Source organism: Clostridium cylindrosporum DSM 605 (genome assembly GCF_001047375.1).
Taxonomy (GTDB): domain Bacteria; phylum Bacillota; class Clostridia; order Clostridiales; family Caloramatoraceae; genus Clostridium_AB; species Clostridium_AB cylindrosporum.
The window spans coordinates 399,806-419,145 of record NZ_LFVU01000027.1; the positions used below are offsets into that span (position 1 = coordinate 399,806).

The 19,340-nt window shown below is 30.7% G+C and carries 15 protein-coding genes and 1 other RNA gene; all 16 read left to right on the top strand.

What is annotated here, in order from left to right; translation table 11 throughout:
- The first annotated feature begins 167 nt into the window (after window positions 1-167).
- Entirely contained in the window at window positions 168-1,172 is a 1,005-nt protein-coding gene (locus CLCY_RS10520; protein WP_048571079.1) for a deoxyguanosinetriphosphate triphosphohydrolase, read from the top strand.
- Window positions 1,173-1,358: 186 nt separating this feature from the next.
- Window positions 1,359-3,134: a DNA primase gene (gene dnaG, locus CLCY_RS10525; RefSeq protein WP_048571080.1), complete on the top strand. Its 1,776-nt coding sequence runs from the start codon at window positions 1,359-1,361 to the stop codon at window positions 3,132-3,134.
- A gap of 24 nt (window positions 3,135-3,158) precedes the next feature.
- Window positions 3,159-4,238 carry an RNA polymerase sigma factor RpoD gene (gene rpoD / locus CLCY_RS10530; RefSeq protein WP_048571081.1) on the top strand — a complete coding sequence of 360 codons (1,080 nt, stop codon included), beginning with the start codon at window positions 3,159-3,161 and terminating at the stop codon, window positions 4,236-4,238.
- A gap of 60 nt (window positions 4,239-4,298) precedes the next feature.
- On the top strand, window positions 4,299-5,018 hold the full coding sequence (locus tag CLCY_RS10535) for an HAD family hydrolase (RefSeq protein WP_048571082.1): 720 nt from the start codon (window positions 4,299-4,301) through the stop codon (window positions 5,016-5,018).
- 10 nt (window positions 5,019-5,028) lie between these two features.
- Window positions 5,029-5,718 (top strand): tRNA (adenine(22)-N(1))-methyltransferase, encoded by a 690-nt coding sequence (locus CLCY_RS10540; protein WP_048571083.1) that lies wholly within the window; start codon window positions 5,029-5,031, stop codon window positions 5,716-5,718.
- A complete protein-coding gene (locus CLCY_RS10545; RefSeq protein WP_048571084.1) occupies window positions 5,708-6,802 on the top strand; it encodes a Nif3-like dinuclear metal center hexameric protein in 1,095 nt (364 codons plus the stop codon). The genes CLCY_RS10540 and CLCY_RS10545 overlap by 11 nt, the downstream gene beginning before the upstream one ends.
- A 75-nt stretch (window positions 6,803-6,877) precedes the next feature.
- An RNA gene (gene rnpB / locus CLCY_RS13385) (RNase P RNA component class A) lies at window positions 6,878-7,217 on the top strand.
- A gap of 135 nt (window positions 7,218-7,352) precedes the next feature.
- Window positions 7,353-8,015, top strand: a complete 663-nt coding sequence (locus CLCY_RS10550) for a hypothetical protein (protein ID WP_048571085.1) — start codon at window positions 7,353-7,355, stop codon at window positions 8,013-8,015.
- Window positions 8,016-8,289: 274 nt separating this feature from the next.
- Window positions 8,290-9,150 (top strand): polysaccharide deacetylase family protein, encoded by an 861-nt coding sequence (locus CLCY_RS10555; RefSeq protein ID WP_048571086.1) that lies wholly within the window; start codon window positions 8,290-8,292, stop codon window positions 9,148-9,150.
- Between the two features lie 141 nt (window positions 9,151-9,291).
- Window positions 9,292-9,888, top strand: a complete 597-nt coding sequence (locus CLCY_RS10560; protein ID WP_048571087.1) for a ribonuclease H1 domain-containing protein — start codon at window positions 9,292-9,294, stop codon at window positions 9,886-9,888.
- A gap of 189 nt (window positions 9,889-10,077) precedes the next feature.
- Entirely contained in the window at window positions 10,078-11,370 is a 1,293-nt protein-coding gene (locus tag CLCY_RS10565; RefSeq protein ID WP_242844973.1) for a transporter substrate-binding domain-containing protein, read from the top strand.
- 248 nt (window positions 11,371-11,618) lie between these two features.
- Window positions 11,619-15,134, top strand: coding sequence for a pyruvate:ferredoxin (flavodoxin) oxidoreductase (gene nifJ, locus CLCY_RS10570; protein ID WP_200899981.1), 3,516 nt, complete (start codon window positions 11,619-11,621; stop codon window positions 15,132-15,134).
- A gap of 255 nt (window positions 15,135-15,389) precedes the next feature.
- Entirely contained in the window at window positions 15,390-17,270 is a 1,881-nt protein-coding gene (locus CLCY_RS10575; RefSeq protein WP_048571090.1) for a DUF342 domain-containing protein, read from the top strand.
- Window positions 17,271-17,295: 25 nt separating this feature from the next.
- On the top strand, window positions 17,296-17,742 hold the full coding sequence (locus tag CLCY_RS10580; protein ID WP_048571091.1) for a chemotaxis protein CheW: 447 nt from the start codon (window positions 17,296-17,298) through the stop codon (window positions 17,740-17,742).
- Between the two features lie 35 nt (window positions 17,743-17,777).
- Window positions 17,778-18,266, top strand: a complete 489-nt coding sequence (locus tag CLCY_RS10585) for a chemotaxis protein CheD (protein ID WP_048571092.1) — start codon at window positions 17,778-17,780, stop codon at window positions 18,264-18,266.
- Window positions 18,267-18,269: 3 nt separating this feature from the next.
- Entirely contained in the window at window positions 18,270-19,340 is a 1,071-nt protein-coding gene (locus tag CLCY_RS10590; RefSeq protein ID WP_048571093.1) for a protein-glutamate methylesterase/protein-glutamine glutaminase, read from the top strand.

Here is a 19,340-nt window from a genome sequence, read left to right on the forward strand (position 1 = left end):
TATAACAAAAATATTATTTTTTGAATAAAAGCTACTAAAATTAGAGAAAATCATAGTAAATAGAAGATTTATTACAGTATTATTATAATTTTTATACTATAAAGAGGATTTGGAGATAAAATATTGTATATAACACTTAATAAAGATAATGTAAAGTGGTGATTATAATGAATTTGAGAGAAAGTTATGAATTGCAGGAAGCAAAGTTTTTATCATCAATGGCTATACTTAGCAAAAATAGTAGGGGGAGAAAAGTATTAGAAGAAAAATGCTCACTTAGAACAGAATTTCAAAGAGATAGAGATAGAGTAATTCATTCTAAGGCATTTAGAAGGTTAAAGCACAAAACCCAGGTTTTTATATCTCCTGAAGGGGACCACTATAGAACAAGGTTAACCCATACATTGGAGGTTTCTCAAATTGCAAGAACAATATCAAGGTCATTAAGGCTAAATGAAGATTTAACTGAAGCTATTGCTTTAGCCCATGATCTTGGACATACGCCATTTGGGCATACTGGAGAGCGAACTCTTGATGAAGTTTCAATAAATGGTTTTAAACACTATATGCAAAGTTTGAGGGTTGTTGAATATTTAGAAAGATATAATGGCTTAAATCTTACCTTTGAAGTGAAGGATGGAATTGTTTCTCATTCTTCAAGTAGAAAAGCAAAGACCAACGAAGGGAGAGTAGTTAGAGTATCAGATAAAATTGCCTATATAAATCATGATATTGATGATGCTATAAGGGCTGGGCTATTAAGTTGTGATTGTTTGCCAAAGGAATGTATTGCTGTGCTTGGGGATAATCATTCGAAAAGAATAAATACAATGATAAAGAACGTTATATCTAACGCTACAACAAATAATGAGGTGGATTTTTATTTAGAAGTTGGAGAAGCTATATGGGAGCTTAGAGATTTTTTGTTTAAAAATGTTTACATAGGTTCTAAAGCAAAGGTAGAAGAGGAAAAGGCTATGAACATAGTTAGGGAAATGTATAATTATTACATTAAGGATCCTGAGAAAATGCCTAAGGAATTCTACAGAAATCTCGAAAAATGGGGTATTGAAAGTGTAGTTTGTGATTATATTGCTGGTATGACAGATCGTTTTGCTATATCAGAATATTTGAATATTTTTGTTCCATCACCTTGGAGAAAAATTTATTAAGAGTTTTAGAAAAAAAAGAAGGAAAAATGATATAAATGTCGAAATAAAGTATATTGTGCCTTAATTAATAACATTGCTATACATTATATATATTTTTTGTGTCAAATCAACAATATAAGAAGGAAAATCGCAAACAGTGTAGAAATAAGTGTGTAGACTAAAAAAATAATTATAACAGGTGATTTTATGGGTCGTATTCCTGATGAATTAGTAGATAAAATTATACATGAAAGTGACATAGTTGAGGTTATTTCAGAATATGTTTCCTTAAAAAGCTCAGGAAAAAACTTTATGGGTGTTTGCCCATTTCATTCGGATAAAGGACCATCACTTAGTGTTTCTAGAGAAAAACAGTTATATCATTGTTTTGGATGTGGTGCATCTGGCAATGTACTCGGATTTATTATGCGTATTAAAAATATAGAATTTATAGATGCATTAAGGTTTTTAGGAGAAAAAATAGGGGTTTCTATTGAGCAAAAAAAGGAACATACTGAAAATCCAAGGTTTAAATTAAAAGATGAGATGTATAGGATTAATATAGAAGCTGCAAGATATTTCTTCCGAAATATTTATAATGTAAAAGCTGCATATAATTACTTCTTGTCGAGAAATATGGAAGATAAAACTATAAAGAAATTTGGACTTGGATATAGTTTAGATAGTTGGAATAGTCTTGAAAGTTATCTTGCAAAAAAAGGTTTTTCTAAGGATATTATGCTTAAAGCAGGTCTCATTATCAAAGGGAAAAATGCAACCTATGATAGATTTAGAAATAGGGTTATGTTTCCAGTGTTTGACTATAGAGGTCGGGTAATTGGATTTGGAGGAAGAGTACTCGATGATACAAAGCCGAAATATTTAAATTCACCTGAAACTGATATATTTCTTAAAGGAACTAATCTTTATGGTTTGAATTTTGCTATAAAAAATAAGGTTCCTGATAGTATCATTATAGTTGAAGGATATATGGATTGTATATCGCTGCATCAAGCTGGAATTACAAATGTAGTAGCATCCCTTGGAACGGCTCTTACAGAAAGTCAAGCTAAACTTATAAAAAAATATACGGAAAATGTATATGTTTGCTACGACTCAGATTCTGCAGGAAAAACTGCAACTTTGAAAGGTATGGATATTCTTCAAAATGTAGGATGTAATGTTAAAGTCATCAGTGTACCAGTTGGAAAGGACCCAGATGAATTTATAAAGTTAAATGGTGTGGATTCTTTTAATAATCTTATTAATAATGCACTTCCTATAATAGATTATAAGATTCACTTAGCAAGAGAAAAATATGATTTGAAAAACATGGAAGATTCTTTGAAGTTTACAAAAAGAGTAGCGTATATTTTAAGTTCACTAAATAGTGAAATAGAAATTCAATACTATGGTAAAAAGATTGCTGAGGAAACAGGTATACCACAATCTAGTATTATAGAAGATATTAAAAAACTAAAGCGAAAAAATAATTATTATGCTAAAAATAATGAAGAAGAAAAAGAGAATAATGTTAGTAATTATAAAATTGAGCCAGCATTTAAAAAATCTGAACAAATGTTACTTACGCTTTGTCTTAAATCCAAGGATTACTTCGAATATATTAAGGGAAGAATAAGTGTAGGAGAATTTATAACTCCATTTTATAAAATTGCAGCAGATTTTTTGTATAAAAGGTTAGAAAATGAAGAAAAAATAATTCCTAACAGTCTTTTAGGGAATTTTAGCACGAGTTATGAAATAAGTGAAGTATCGTTAATCTTTAATAAAGTTGTTCCAAATGATATAAGTACAGATTTAATAGATGATTATATTAAGGTAATAAAAAAGCATAATATTGAAGATAAAATCAAAAGTATTAAAATTCAAATTAAAAAATATGAAAAAAATGGCGAGAAACAAAAGTCTTTAGAGCTTTTCAATAAATTGATTTTACTTCAAAGGCAGCTTGATACGCTATAGCAGTTTTGAAAGGAGGTTGCTCACTTGAAAAAGGACGTAAAAAATATAGGTGCGGAAAAAGCCATAGTGATGCAATTAATGGATAAAGGAAAAAAATCAGGTGTTTTAACATATAAGGAAATTATGGATATATTAGAAGATGTAGAACTTGCACCTGATCAAATAGAAAAAGTATATGAAATATTAGAATCCTTCGGAATAGAGGTTATTAATGATGGAGATGAGTTTAATTCTGAGCAGCTACTAGAAGATGACCTATCTATTCCAGAAGGAATTAGTATAGATGACCCTGTTAGAATGTATTTGAAGGAAATCGGAAAGGTACCACTTCTTTCAGCTGATGAGGAAACAAATTTAGCTCAACGAATAGAAGATGGAGATCAAGAGGCTAAGAAAAAGCTTGCAGAGGCAAACCTTAGACTTGTTGTAAGTATAGCGAAAAGATATGTAGGAAGAGGAATGCTATTTTTAGATTTAATACAAGAAGGTAATTTAGGTCTTTTAAAAGCAGTTGAGAAATTTGACTACAGAAAAGGTTATAAGTTTTCCACATATGCAACATGGTGGATTAGACAGGCAATTACAAGGGCTATAGCAGATCAAGCAAGAACAATTAGAATACCTGTTCATATGGTTGAAACGATAAATAAGTTAATAAGAATTGAAAGACAATTACTTCAAGACCTTGGACGAAATCCTTCACCTGAGGAAGTTGCTAAGGAAATGAACATGGAAGTTGAAAAGGTTCGAGAAATTATGAAGATAGCTCAAGAGCCTGTATCTCTTGAAACTCCAATCGGAGAAGAAGAAGATAGTCATCTTGGAGATTTTATACCAGATGAAGATGCGCTGGCTCCTGCAGAGGCTGCTGCATATACAATGCTTAAAGAACAATTAATGGAAGTTTTAGATACATTAACTCCAAGGGAAGAAAAGGTTCTAAGACTTAGATTTGGTCTTGATGATGGTAGAGCAAGAACTCTTGAAGAAGTAGGTAAGGAATTTAAAGTTACTAGAGAGAGAATAAGACAAATAGAAGCCAAGGCTCTTAGAAAACTTAAGCATCCAACTAGAAGTAAAAAGCTTAAGGATTATTTAGACTAATACAAAAACCTACACTGTTATGTGTAGGTTTTTTCAAAGAAATTTTTAAGGGAGAATTGTATGAATACAGTTTTATTTGATTTAGATGGTACACTTTTAAATATTAATACAGATGAATTTATGAAAGCTTATATGAAAAAACTATATCCACGATTAAAAGATACTTTTACTTCTGAAGAATTTAATAAATATATGAATGAGTCTATAATGGCTGCAATACTTAGTGAAGATGAAAGTAAAACTAACGAAGAGGTTTTTATTGAGGTATTTGCTAGTATTTCAGGTAAGGACATAAACAAGGTATATAAACATATTACTGAATTTTATTCTGCTGAATATACTACCATCGAAGGTATGTATTCGAAATCAAAGTACATGATAAAGTCTGTAGATGTATTGAAAAGAAAAGGATATAATTTAGTAGTTGCAACTAACCCGTTATTTCCCCATATTGCTTTAGCTAAAAGAGTAGAATGGGCTGGACTTAATCCAAAAGACTTTAAGTTTATAACATCAATTGAAAAAATGAAATTTTGCAAACCAAGTCCTAAATACTATTCTCAAATACTAGAGATTATATGTAAAGAAGCTAGTGAATGTTTAATGGTTGGAAATGATGTTCAGGAAGACTTAGTTGCATCAACCATAGGAATAAGAACATATCTTGTAACTAATAATATATTAAATAGAACCAGAGAACAACCGAGTGCTCATAGAATATCAGATGCTAAAGGATTTTATAAGTTTGTAAAGGCGCTACCTATTATAAATAAAATCTAAGGAGGAAAACATGAATTTATCCATAAGGCTTAAAGCAATAGTTGATTTAATAGATGAAAAGGCATCGGTTGCAGACATTGGAACGGATCACGGGTATATACCAATTTACTTAATGGAAAATAAATTAGCTAGTAAAGTTATAGCGAGTGATATCAATAAAGGGCCTATCGATATAGCTATTAAAAATTTAAAGGAACATAACATAACATTAGGAGTTGAAACAAGATTAGGTCCAGGCCTTAAAACCTTGTCAAAAGGAGAAGTTGATGTAGCAATTATTGCAGGTATGGGGGGGAATCTAATAGCAAGTATTTTAGAGGATTCAATAGATATTGCTAAGGAATTTAACTATATAATTCTCCAACCAGCACAGCATCAGGAGGTATTAAGAAAGTATTTGTATGAGAGTGGTTTTAAAATCATAACTGAAAAAGTAGTTTTTGACTCTGACAAATATTATCATACTATGAAAGTAACAAAGGGTAATGATACTCAATATGAAAATGAAGTTCATTATTATACTGGAAGAGGAGAACTTAATACTAGGAGTAATGATTTCAAAGGATATATTAATGAAAAAATAAAAAGTATGGAGAAAATTATAAAGTATACAGCTAAAAGTGAAGATAAAAGTAGATATGAATATCTTTCAAATCTTATAAAAGAGTTTAAAGAGGTGAAAAGAGAATATGATCTGTAAAGACCTATGTAATTTAATAGAAAAAAAGTTCCCTTTAAACCTCGCAGAGGATTATGATAACGTTGGTATGCTTCTTGGGAGAAAAGATAAAGATATTAAAAAAGTTTTAGTAGCTTTAGAAGTAACTGAAAAAGTAATTGATGAAGCAATTGATAATGAAATAGATTTAATTATAACCCATCATCCTCTTATTTTTAAGCCTTTAAAAAAAATAACAGACTCATCATATATAGAAAATATGATTTTGAAATTAATAGAAAACAAGATAGGATTATATTCACTGCATACTAATTTCGACACTGCTAGTGGGGGTATGAATGATATATTATGTGACAAACTAGGGTTAGTTGACACTGGATTATTATGTAAGAATAAATTTTTAAACCTCTATAAAGTCGTTGTATATGTTCCTAAGGGATATGAAGATAAAGTGAGAGATAAGATGATGAATTCAGGCGCAGGGCATATAGGGGAATATAGTCATTGTTCCTTCAATACAGAAGGTATAGGAACATTTAAGCCATTAGATGGAACTAATCCATTTATAGGGGAAGCAGGTATCTTAGAAAGGGTAGAAGAAATAAAGATTGAAACAATAGTACCTGAGGACAAACTAAATTGTTTAGTATCCCAAATGATATCTGCACATCCATATGAAGAGGTTGCTTATGATATATATCCATTGAAAAATAAGATAGATTACGGAATAGGTAGAAGTGGTTACTTAAAGAATAAAATGAACTTTATTGAGTTTTGTAATTTTATAAAGGAAAAATTTAAACTCGATAATATAATAGTATCAGGAGACTTTGAAAAAACTATCAGGAAGATTGCTGTGGTTGGAGGAAGTGGTTCAGACTTATTAACTGCAGCTTTAAAAAGCGGTTGTGACTGTTTAGTAACAGGGGATGTTAAACACCATAGTGCACTGGATTATTCAAATATGGGAATTAATATTATTGATTTAACACACTATGGTTCAGAAATTGTTTTCAAAGAAAGTTTTAAGGATTTCTTAGAAAAGGAAACAAACTTGAATATAGTTTTAAGTTCAGAGGATAAGAATCCTTTGAAAATAGTATAATATTATGTTTACAAAATCAAAAGCATATGTTAAACTTTAAAGGTATCATATAAACAATAAATTGTAATTAAATATTGAGTAAGCTGAGTGATCGCTGCCTCGAAAGAGGGAGAGGAAAGTCCGAGCTCCATAGGGCAGGGTGCTGGGTAATACCCAGTGGAGGTGACTCTAAGGATAGTGCAACAGAGATATACCGCCTATTTAATAGGTAAGGGTGGAAAGGTGAGGTAAGAGCTCACCAGCAATTAGGCGACTAATTGGCTATGTAAACCCCACTTGGAGCAAGACCGAATAGAGGAGCATTATGTGTTTGCCCGACACGCTCCCGGGTAGTGTCGCTTGAGCCATCTGGTAACAGCTGGCCTAGATAGATGATCATTCAAGACAGAACTCGGCTTATAGGCTTACTCAATTAAATTGACTTTTACACTAGGTATTCCTAGTGTTTTTTATATTTTAAATATTAATTGTGTTGAAAGATAATTGATTTAACTATAATATAGTTATTATTAGGTTTTAATTTAATAAGTAGCTAGGAAGGAAGAAGGTAATGGAGCTTATAAATAATGTATTTATTAAGAAATTCTTTAGAGTAGTTTTGATTTTTACTTTATTTGTTGTAGTAATTATGGGTTTATCAGCTTGTACAAAAAATCAAGATAAGGAAGTACAAACTTCATCAAAGAAAGAGCCATACACAATTGTAAAAAAAGATGATATTTCCTTGGATAAAATTAAAAGATATGTTTATACTGTTGTTATAAACAGTGAAGCTAAGAAAAGTGAGCTTGAAAAAATAGCTAATGAGATTATAGAAAAGGCAAAAAGTGAGGGAGCCTTTAATGGAATTCAAATACTAATGTATGATGGAGAGTATGCAGCATTAGGAGATGAACCCCCTTCACTTGGCAAGTATACATATGCTCCAGAGGGAGACTTTGCAAAAGCCATGGATATAAATGCTGGTGATTATAGTAATATGAAGTCTTTAAATGAGTTAAAGGAAGCAAATTGGAAACTAAGACCATCAGAAGACACTCAAAAGATAATTTCTATGTATAATGAACTTTTTAAGAAAGAATCTGAGAAAAATTCTGAGGGTATAATTAATGAAGAAGATATTAGAAATAAAACCGCAGAACTTATGGGAATAAGTGTTCAAGATGTAGATGATGCTTTGGTAAAGCTTGATGAGTGGATATGGCATGAATAAGACCTATTTTATAGGTCTTTTTTTATTTATAAAAATATAATATCATTTGATTTAGGATTATGCTTGGAATAGTTTTTATTATTCTGCCATATGTTATAGGGAATATGGACTTGGGATAATAAATTTGGATTATTGTTATATATAAAAGGGCATAAAATTTTTATGAAATGTGACAAATTAACCCTTAATTTTTAAAATGTAACTCAATTTTAATTTTTCTTCTGTCATATGTGATATTATGGAGGTATAGACATATTATAGAGGGGTGTACTACATGAAAATCAAAAAAATGATAATGTTAGAACTTATATTGATTGTTTTTTTATCCTTACTCTTTGTATCATGTGGATCAGGTGTAAAGGAAGTATCTACATCGAATACAGTCGATGGAAATGCAAAGGATTTACCTAATAAAGATGTTCTGTTAAAGGAAGAGAAACAAGTAAAGAAATCATATGATAAAAATCAAAAGGTGGCTTTTTTAACATTTGATGATGGACCAAGTAAAAATACAGAGAAAATTTTGGACATACTTAAAAAAGAAGATGCAAAAGCTACATTTTTTGTAATTGGACAAGATTCAGATTTTGCTAAAAGTATGTACCAAAGAATAGTTAATGAAGGACACACTATTGCTAACCATACATATTCACATTCATATAAAAATATATATAAATCTCAAGAGGCATTTATTCAGGATGTAGAAAAATTAAATGAATATATATATTCTATTACAGGAGTTAAAACGGATGTTATAAGGTTTCCGGGAGGATCTAATAATCATGTAAATAGGAAGTATTCAGGTAGTTCAGATAATGGTTTTATGGAAGGTTTAGGGGATAGAGTTGAAACTGAAGGATATGCTTATTTTGACTGGACTGTTGATTCTACAGATGCATCAAAATTAAGACAATCTGTAGAAAGGATAGTATCAGCTACTATATCAGAATCATTAAGACAAAAATATCCTATAGTGCTATTCCATGATGCACCAGCTAAAACTACAACAGTAGAGGCACTGCCACAAATAATACAAGAACTTAAGAAAAATGGATATAAAATAGATAGTTTATCTAAGGATAGCCCTGTTAATTCAAGGTTTCTAAAAAAAGAATATGGTGAAATACTTAAGTAATAGTATAATACTTATAAGGCTAAGAATAGAAAGTGATACTCCTAATCTTAGTCTTTTTACATGCTAAAATACTATTTTGAAGGAAAATGTATATTGCAGTAGAAAATATTAAGTTATAGTAAAAGATAAAAGGAGAATAGTATGGGAAAATTTTATGCTGTTAGGAAAGGTAGAGAAACAGGTATATTTAATACATGGAATGAATGTCAAGAAAAGATAAAGGGGTTTTCAGGAGCAGAATATAAAAGTTTTAAGAGTATAGAGGAGGCAAAAGAATATATAAATCAGAACCATAAAGTAGATTTTGATACTAATGAAGATTTTGTTGTAGCATATGTTGATGGTAGTTATGAGGATTCAATAAAAAAGTATGGTTCAGGTGTACTTTTGTTGAAGGAAGGAACTATAATTAAAGAAGAAAGTTTTGGGGGAGACGAGGAAGAGTTAGTCTCTATGAGAAATGTGGCAGGTGAAATAAAAGCCGCAGAGTTTGCAATGAATTATTGTATAGATAACGGCTATAATAGATTGATTATTTACTATGACTATGCAGGAATTGAAAATTGGTGTACAGGCTCATGGAAGGCAGGAAAAGAAGGTACAATTAAATATAAAGAAAATTATAATAACATGTTAAGTAAAGGCTTAAAAGTACAGTTTAGGAAGGTTAAAGCCCATTCTGGTGATAAATTTAATGATATGGCAGACCTTCTAGCTAAAAAGGGAGTTATAAGCTAGTATTTAAATATGTAAACCCATATAAAAAAATTACTTTAGAAGATAACTAAAGTAATTTTTTTATATGGGTTTACATATTTATAGAGTAGAACAATTTTAAAGGGTGGAATTTAGTAAATTTATAAATCTTATAATAACTAAAGAAATATTAAATTAAGATTTCAGGAAAAGGTGATAATATTGAAAAGAATGAATAGATTAATGTTTACTATATGTATGATCATGTTGTTTATATCAGTTGGTTTTAGCTTTACAGGTCAAGGAGATAATTACAACAGTAAAGCTAAAAAAACAGATAGAAAAACCATAGCTGTTGTAGGAGATATGAACTACCCTCCCTATGAATATATAAAAGAAGATGGCTCATATACTGGTTTTAATGTAGATATAGTGAAAAAAATATCACAAGTTAAAGGGTTTCATATTGAAATAATCCCAATGACTTGGGAAAAGGCTGTGAAATCACTAGAAAACAGACAAGTTAACATTATTCAAGGTATGATACCTAGTGGAGATCGAAGTAAGAAGTTTATATTTTCAAAGCCTATCCTTGAAAATGATTATGTGATATTTACCTTAAAAAATAATAATATAATTGAATCTGTTATTGATTTAAAGGGAAGAAAAGTTTCATATCAATTATCTGACCTTGCAGAAGAGGTTTTATCATCTGTTGATGCTATTCGTATTGGGAAAGAAAATCAAAGGGATGCTATTCAATTGCTATTGGATAAGAAGGTAGATGCCTTTGTTGGTAATAAGCTTACTGGAATGTACTATCTTCAGAAAATAAACTCTTTAAACAAAGTAAAAGTTCAAGGAAGTCCTCTTCTTAAGAATAATTACTCTATTGCAGCAAACCAAGAAGATAAAGAAATTATTGACACTATTAATGAAGGAATTGAAGAGTTAAAAGAGAGTGGAGAATATGAAAAGATATATGATAAGTGGTTTGGAAGTTTGTTTGAGGAAGATAGCGGTATTTTACGAATAGCACTTGGGATACTATTTGTAGTTTTTGTTATAACAATGATTGTAATTTTTATAGTGGCTTTTTACAATGAAAAACTTAGAAAGAAATTTGATAAAATTGTATGTGAAAAGGATGAAATTGCTGAAGCGTTAGATAGATATCAAGAAGAACTTTTATCAACTAGAATGATAATAGATAATCTTATAGATAATAGTGATTTTGGTATTTTGATTTTTGATACAAATGGTATACTAAGAAAATATAATACTATAACTAAGCAAGTGATTAAAGAATCTATAAGAGTAGGTGATACCTGGGAGAGTTTAAATTTAGTAGATATTATGGGTATGGACCTTGAAGATTCTGTTGGTTTAGATAGCTTTTCAAAAGAAGTAAAAATGCTTGTAAATAATCATGTATGCCTTTTTAATATAAATATGATGACAATAAGAAATGTTGAAAAAAATGAAAATTTAGGATGGATGCTACAAATAAAGAAGCTAAGTTAATTAGCTTCTTTTTAATTTTTTGATATTCTAATATAATAGTTAATTTTATGACATTCATTTATATAAGTAATTAGAACACTACCCATTATTAGAAAAAACTGTGAGTAATTACATAGCATTTTTGTAGGGGGTATGATATAATTAATAATAATTATTAACACATTATTAAAATTAACAAAAATTAAAAGGTTTTATATGTTTTTATTAATTTTTTATTAAGAAAGAAGGTAAATAAATTGAGTAAAATCATGAAAACAATAGATGGTAATGAGGCAGCTGCATACGTTTCATACGCATTTACTGAAGCTGCGGCCATATATCCTATAACTCCTTCATCTACAATGGCAGAGCATGTTGATGAATGGAGTTCTCGAGGCAAGAAAAATATATTTGGTAAGGAAGTAAAAGTTGTTGAAATGCAATCAGAAGCTGGTGCTGCTGCAACTGTTCATGGATCACTCCAAAGTGGAGCCTTAACTACTACATATACAGCATCACAGGGTCTTTTACTTATGATTCCTAATATGTATAAAATGGCAGGAGAGCTTTTACCTGCTGTATTCCATGTAAGTGCTAGAGCAATTGCTGCACATGCACTTTCTATCTTTGGTGATCACCAAGATGTTATGGCTGCTAGACAAACAGGATTTTCAATGCTTTGTTCAAATAATCCACAAGAAGCTATGGATCTTGCTGCGGTAACACATCTTTCAGCAATAAAGGGAAGTCTTCCTTTTATACATTTTTTTGATGGTTTTAGAACATCACATGAAATTCAAAAAATAAATTGTATTGATTATAGTGATTTAGAAAGTCTACTTGATAAGGATGCCCTACAAAACTTTAGGAATAGAGCACTTTCTCCGGATTCCCCAGCAACCCGTGGAACAGCCCAAAATCCGGATATATATTTCCAAGGAAGAGAAGCTTCTAATGTATTTTATAATAATATCCCTTCAATTGTTGAAGATTATATGGATAAGATTTATAAAGTTACAGGTAGAAAGTATGGGCTATTCGACTATTATGGTGACGAAAATGCAGATAGAGTAATTGTAGCTATGGGATCGGTATGTGATACCATAGAAGAAACGATAGATCATCTAATTTCAAAAGGCGAAAAGGTTGGACTTGTTAAAGTTAGATTATTCAGACCTTTTTCAGTTAAGCATCTTTTAGAGGTTATTCCAACGTCAGCTAAGAAAATAGCTGTTCTTGATAGAACAAAGGAGCCAGGGTCACTTGGAGAACCATTGTTTGAAGATATTAGAAGTGCATTATACGACCTAGACTCAAGACCTATTATTGTAGGTGGAAGATATGGACTTGGCTCTAAGGAAACGACACCAGGACAAATAATTTCAGTATTTAAAAATTTAGAAAATGAAAAACCTAAAAATGGTTTTACAATAGGTATTGTTGATGATGTTACTAATACATCACTTTCTGTAGAAGAAGAGATTGACGTTATTGGAGACTCCATAAAGTCATGTAAGTTCTTTGGACTTGGTTCTGACGGAACAGTTGGTGCAAATAAAAGTGCTATTAAGATAATTGGTGACAATACAGACCTTTATGCTCAAGGATATTTCTCATATGATTCTAAAAAATCAGGTGGTATAACGGTTTCACATTTAAGATTTGGAAGTAGACAAATAAAAGCACCATATCTAATTGTTAATGCTGACTTTATTGCTTGCCATCAACCTTCATATATCTATAAGTATGATTTACTAGAAGGTATAAAAGAAGGGGGAACATTCCTTCTTAACTGTCCTTGGAGTTTGGACAAGCTTGAAAGAAAACTTAATAATAAGATAAAAAGGGAACTTGCAAGAAAGAAGGTTAACTTCTACGTTATCAATGCTGCGGATATTGCAGAAAAAGTTGGACTAGGTAGAAGAATAAACATGGTAATGCAAGCTGCATTTTTTAATCTTGCTAATATAATTCCAATAGAGGATGCTGTTAAGTATCTTAAGGAAGCTGTAGTTAAAAACTATGGTCTTAAGGGAGAAAAGATAGTTAACATGAATCACGAAGCAATAGATATGGGTGTTAACTCTATACATAAAGTAGAAGTTAAAGAAGCTTGGTTAAGCCTTGAAGATGAAGAGGTAAATGAAAATAAGCCAGAATTCATTAAAAATATACTAGAACCAATGAATGCACTTAAGGGAGATAACCTTTCAGTTAGTGCATTTAGTGGTAGAGAAGATGGGACATTCCCACATGGTACTTCTGCGTATGAAAAAAGATATATTGCAAAATATGTTCCTGAATGGGTACCAGAAAACTGTATTCAATGTAATCAATGTTCATTTGTATGTCCTCATGCTGTTATTAGACCATTTTTACTTGATGAAAATGAGGTTAATAACTCCCCAGAAGGATTTAAGAATAGAAAGGCACTGGGTGGGAAGAATGTAGAAGGACTTGATTTCAGTATTAATATTAGTATTGCTGACTGTACAGGATGTACAAACTGTGTTGTTGCTTGTCCTGCTAAAGAAAAAGCACTAGTTATGAAGCCAATAGATTCTCAAATGCAAGAACAGGAAAACTTTGAGTATGCATTAAGTCTTTCTGATAAGAAGAACCCTATGTCAAAGGGAACAGTAAAGGGTAGTCAATTTAGTAAACCTTTATTTGAGTTCTCAGGTGCCTGTGCAGGATGTGGTGAAACACCATATGTTAAGCTTATAACTCAGCTATTTGGAGATAGAATGATGATTGCAAATGCAACTGGATGTTCATCAATATACGGTGCTAGTGCTCCATCGACTCCATATACAACAAATAGTTGTGGACAAGGACCAGCATGGGCGAATTCATTATTTGAAGATAATGCAGAATATGGACTTGGAATGCATGTTGCAGCTGAAGCTATAAGAGATAGAGTAAAAGATAGTGTAGAAGAACTTTACTCTAAGGTTACTTCTGATGAGTATAAAGATATTATAAAAAATTATATTGATAATTTTGATAATAAAGAAGTTACTAGAGAAGTATCAGATAGACTTATAGATGTTTTGCAAAATATTCAAAGGGAAGATTCTTCAGAAAAAACATTAGCTGAAGAGATATTAAGATTTAAGAAGTATCTAGTTAAAAGATCTCAATGGATGATAGGTGGAGATGGATGGGCTTATGATATAGGCTATGGTGGTCTTGATCATGTTCTAGCTTCAGGAAATGATATAAATGTTCTTGTACTTGATACAGAAGTTTATTCAAATACTGGGGGACAATCTTCAAAGTCAACACCAACTGCAGCAATTGCTCAATTTGCCGCATCAGGTAAAAAGACTAAGAAAAAAGACTTAGGTCTTATGGCTATGTCATATGGTTATGTTTATGTAGCTCAAGTAGCTTTAGGCGCTGATAAGAATCAATTGATGAAAGCTATTACTGAAGCTGAAAGCTATAACGGACCATCACTTGTTATTGCTTACTCACCGTGTATTAATCAAGGAATAAAGGCTGGTATGGAAAAGTCCCTTGAGGAGTCTAAAAAAGCAGTAGAATCAGGTTATTGGCATCTTTATAGATATAATCCAATTCTAAAGGAAAATGGCAAAAATCCATTCCAATTAGATTCAAAGGAACCAACAGCTAATCTTCGAGACTTTTTAATGGGAGAAGTAAGATACTCTTCACTAATAAAGGTTAAACCTGATTTAGCAGAAACTCTTTTCCAAAAGGCAGAAAAAGATATGGAAGAAAAGTATTCTTATTATAAAAAATTATCTATGTTAGATTAATATATAAATATTAAAAGAACTATTAGGGTATACCTTAATAGTTCTTTTTTATGTAAAAATCTAAATAAATTAAATTTTATTTTGTTTTTACAATAATATGAAAAATTTGATATAATTTATTTAATAGGGTAAGTATATAAATTTATTTACTTGTTGGAAAAAATCATTATTTTTTAAAAGGTCTTAGGATAAATGCAGTTTTATTATCTTTATTTAATTTAGGGGTAACTTTTGAAATATATAGGGGGGATATTTATGATTTATAAAGGTAAAACCATTGAAGAGGCTATAGGGTTAGCAGAAAAAAACTTGGGAATATCTAGAGATAAATTTTCCTTTAGTGTTACCGAAAAAAAAATAGGGCTTTTTAAAAAGGAAGTAGAAATAAGTGTTGAAAGTATATGTGAACTTTCTAAAGGAGAAATAAGAAATAAAAAGTTTGTTTTTTATAAAGGAGAAGGAAAGGTACTTTTGGTTCCTACTGAGGAAGTTTCAGTTTTTGTAAATGGACAAATAATTAATGAAAATACCTATGTAGGAGAAGATGATGAAGTAGAGTTTAAAGAAAAGAAAAAGGAATCTAAAAAGGGATTTGTTATAGATATAGACGAAAATGGGTTAGTAGCAAACCTAAAAATTACGTCAACACCGGAAGTTGTATGTGATGTAAGTGAGCATGAAATGTCAAATACAATTATTATAAGAGGACAGGTTATAAGTACTGGAGAGCTAGATAAAATATCTCTTGATGAGATAAAGAAGGAATTACTAAATAAAGGGATAAAATATGGTGTTGATTTTAAAGCCATCGATAAAGCAATAGAAGCAGGATCTGGAGTAATAGCTAAGGGAAAAGAAACAGTTAAGTCTATAGATGATAAAATAATATACTTTTTTCAAGCTTATGAAAAAAGAAGTCCTATAGAAGTTAACGGTAAAGTCGATTATTACAGTATAGAAGAAATAGAGTGTGTAGAAAAGGGGAATGTTCTGGCAGAAATAGAAGAAGGTATAGAGGGTCAAAATGGAGTTGATGTATTTGGTAAAATACTTGAAGTAAGTAGAAAAAAGACAGCTTCGTTAAAGGTAGGACCTGGAGCTATTCTATCTGATGATAAGAAGAAAGTACTATCTCTAATAAGTGGTAAGCCAAGCTTAAATGGGGAAAAGGTATGTGTTGTTCCGATTTTTCAAATAGACGGAGATGCGGATTTGAAAGTTGGAAATTTAGAGTTTGCTGGAGATATTGTAATCTCTGGAAGCGTAAAAGAAGGAATGAAAATTAGCTCCGGAGGTAATATTCAAATAGGTGGATCAGTTTTAGAGGCAAGTATTCACTCAAAGGGAGATATTAAAATTAGGGAGAACTTAATTGCATCACAACTTAAGGCGGGAAATGTTGAACTTAATGAGAAAAAGTATGTAGAAAATCTAAATAATATTAAGAACTTCTTGAAAGAGATAGCGGAAGTTGTCGAAGAAATAAGAATGATAATGCCTAAGAAATATCAAGTATTATCACAAGCACAAATTCTTAAAAAGATAATTGATTCTAAATATATTACGAAGAAGGCATATTTTAAAAGCTTAAAAGAAGAATATGTAAAATTGAAAATGAGTAATGAAATTACTATTTTATTTGATAAGTTTTTTAGAATATACGATCTAGTTATGGATGAAAAAAATGTAGAAATTAAAACTATATCTGATTTTAACTTAGAACTTATAGAGTTTCTAGATAATTATGTCGTTGCAACTACTAGCGGGAACATTTACCTAAGTTATTCTCAAAACTCTAAAATATACTCTTCAGCAGATGTCTACATTAATGGTAAAGGTTGTTATTGTACCGATATTGAAGCAGAGGGTAAAATTGTTATTTCAGGGTATCCAGGAACATTTAGGTCAGGAGCTGTATATGGTAAAAAAGGGGTTTGCATTAAAGAAGTAGGAAGTAGTGCTGGAATAAAAAGTATTATAAAAACAGGAATTTATGGAGAAATAGAGGCTGAACTTATTTATCATAATACTTTGTTAGTAGTTGGTAATTTTAACTATTATGTAGATGAGCCTATTAGAAAAGTAAAAGTATATATTAAAAATGGAGAATTGGCTGTAGAGAAATTTAAAGTTTAAGTTTGCTGTAGATGGAGGGAATAATATGAAAAGTTGTAAAGTAGTTATATTTAAAATTAATAATGAAGAGTATGCTGCTGATATTATGGAGGTTGAAAGGATTTTAGGTTATAGTGAGCCTACAAAGATACCAGATTCTCCGGATTATATAAAGGGAATTATTGATTATCATGATACAATACTTCCGATAATAGATATAAAGGAAAGATTTAATTTAAAAAATACAGGATATAATGAAGAAAGTAAAATTATTGTTGTTAAAAGTGGAAATACCTGTGTAGGTTTAAGCGTAGATGCGGTTTTAGAGGTTATAGATATATTTGAAAATAAAATTGAATCTGCACCTGAAATAGCTAAAAGAGATTCTAATAAATATATTAAGTCTATTATTAATATAAATAATCGTATAATAGTATTCTTAGATACTCATGCAATAGTTCAAAGTGAAGAATTAGTGTCTTTAAGTCAATAGTTTTAAAGTATATATTTTAAAATGGAGAAGATAGTATGGAAAAAAATGATATTAAAGTAGGAATCGGAGATCTAAATGTTGCACTGCCGCCAGATAAAATAATAACACTAGGTCTTGGATCCTGTGTAGGTATAGCTTTATACGATTCTATTAATAAAATAGCAGGTCTTGCTCATATAATGTTACCAAATAGCAAAGGATTTACTAATCAATCTAATCCCTTAAAATTTGCAGATAAGGCAATACCTACTCTAATAGAAAGTATGATAAAAAAAGGTGCTAAAAAAAATTTTTTAAAAGCAAAGATTGCCGGCGGGGCCAGTATGTTTTCCTTTGGAGACAAAAGTTCTATAGCAGACATAGGAAATCGGAATGGATTATCTGTAAAAGAAATTTTATCTCAAATGAGCATCCCTATTTTATCTGAAGATTTAGGGGGAAATTCAGGTAGGACAATGATAATAGAAGCTTCCGATGGAAAGGTTTTTATTAGAACAGTTGGTAAAGGGATGAAGGAGCTGTAAGTTATGTTTAAAAAAATAAGTGTTATTGTTGTGGACGATTCAGCTTTTATGAGAAAAGCAATTTCAGATATGATAAATTCTCAAAAAGATATGGAAGTTATTGAAGTGGCTAGAAATGGTATTGATGCAATAGAAAAGGCAATAAGATTATCCCCAGATATAATTACCTTGGATGTTGAGATGCCAAAGCTTAATGGACTTGAAGCACTAAAAGAAATTAAACGAAAAACTAAAAGTGAAGTTATAATGCTTAGTAGTTTAACAGCTGAGGGTTCTGAAACAACAATGGATTGTCTAAAGGAAGGGGCTTTTGATTTTATTCAAAAGCCATCAGGTTCCATTTCTTTAGATATAGATATTTTAGTTAATGAGCTAGCAGAAAAGATTAGATATGCTAATAGAAATATAAAAAGAGCCTCTAATACTATTATTAGAGGGAATGTTAAAGTGCAAAACACAAATAATGTAGTTAGAGCAAGTGTACAGAAAGGGAAAATGTTTAATGGAGATGTTAAAGCTATTGTAATCGGCGCATCAACAGGTGGACCTAAAGTTTTATTCGAGATTTTAACATCAATTCCGAAATCTATTAACATTCCAATATTTGTTGTTCAGCATATGCCAAAGGGATTTACAAAGGCCTTTGCTGATAGAATTAACAAAAACTCGGAACTTAATGTTGTAGAGGCAAGGGATGGAGATAGAATTGAAAAGAATACTATCTATATTGCTCCCGGAGGATATCATATGACTATTAAGTCAAAGGATCAAATAGCACTAGATTTAGACCCACCAATTCATGGAGTAAGACCTGCTGTTGATAAATTATTTGAATCTGCGGCAAAAGTATATAAAGATACTCTTGTTGGATGTATTTGTACAGGTATGGGGAAAGATGGGGCAATAGGAATCAAAAGTATTAAGTTGTTAGGTGGATATACTATTTCTCAAGATGAGGCAACTTCTGTTGTATATGGTATGCCAAAGGCAGCATATGAAACTGGGTGTGTAGATAGCACGCTTCCATATGGGAAAATTTCAGAGGAACTAATTAGGCTAGTTAGAAGGAAGTGA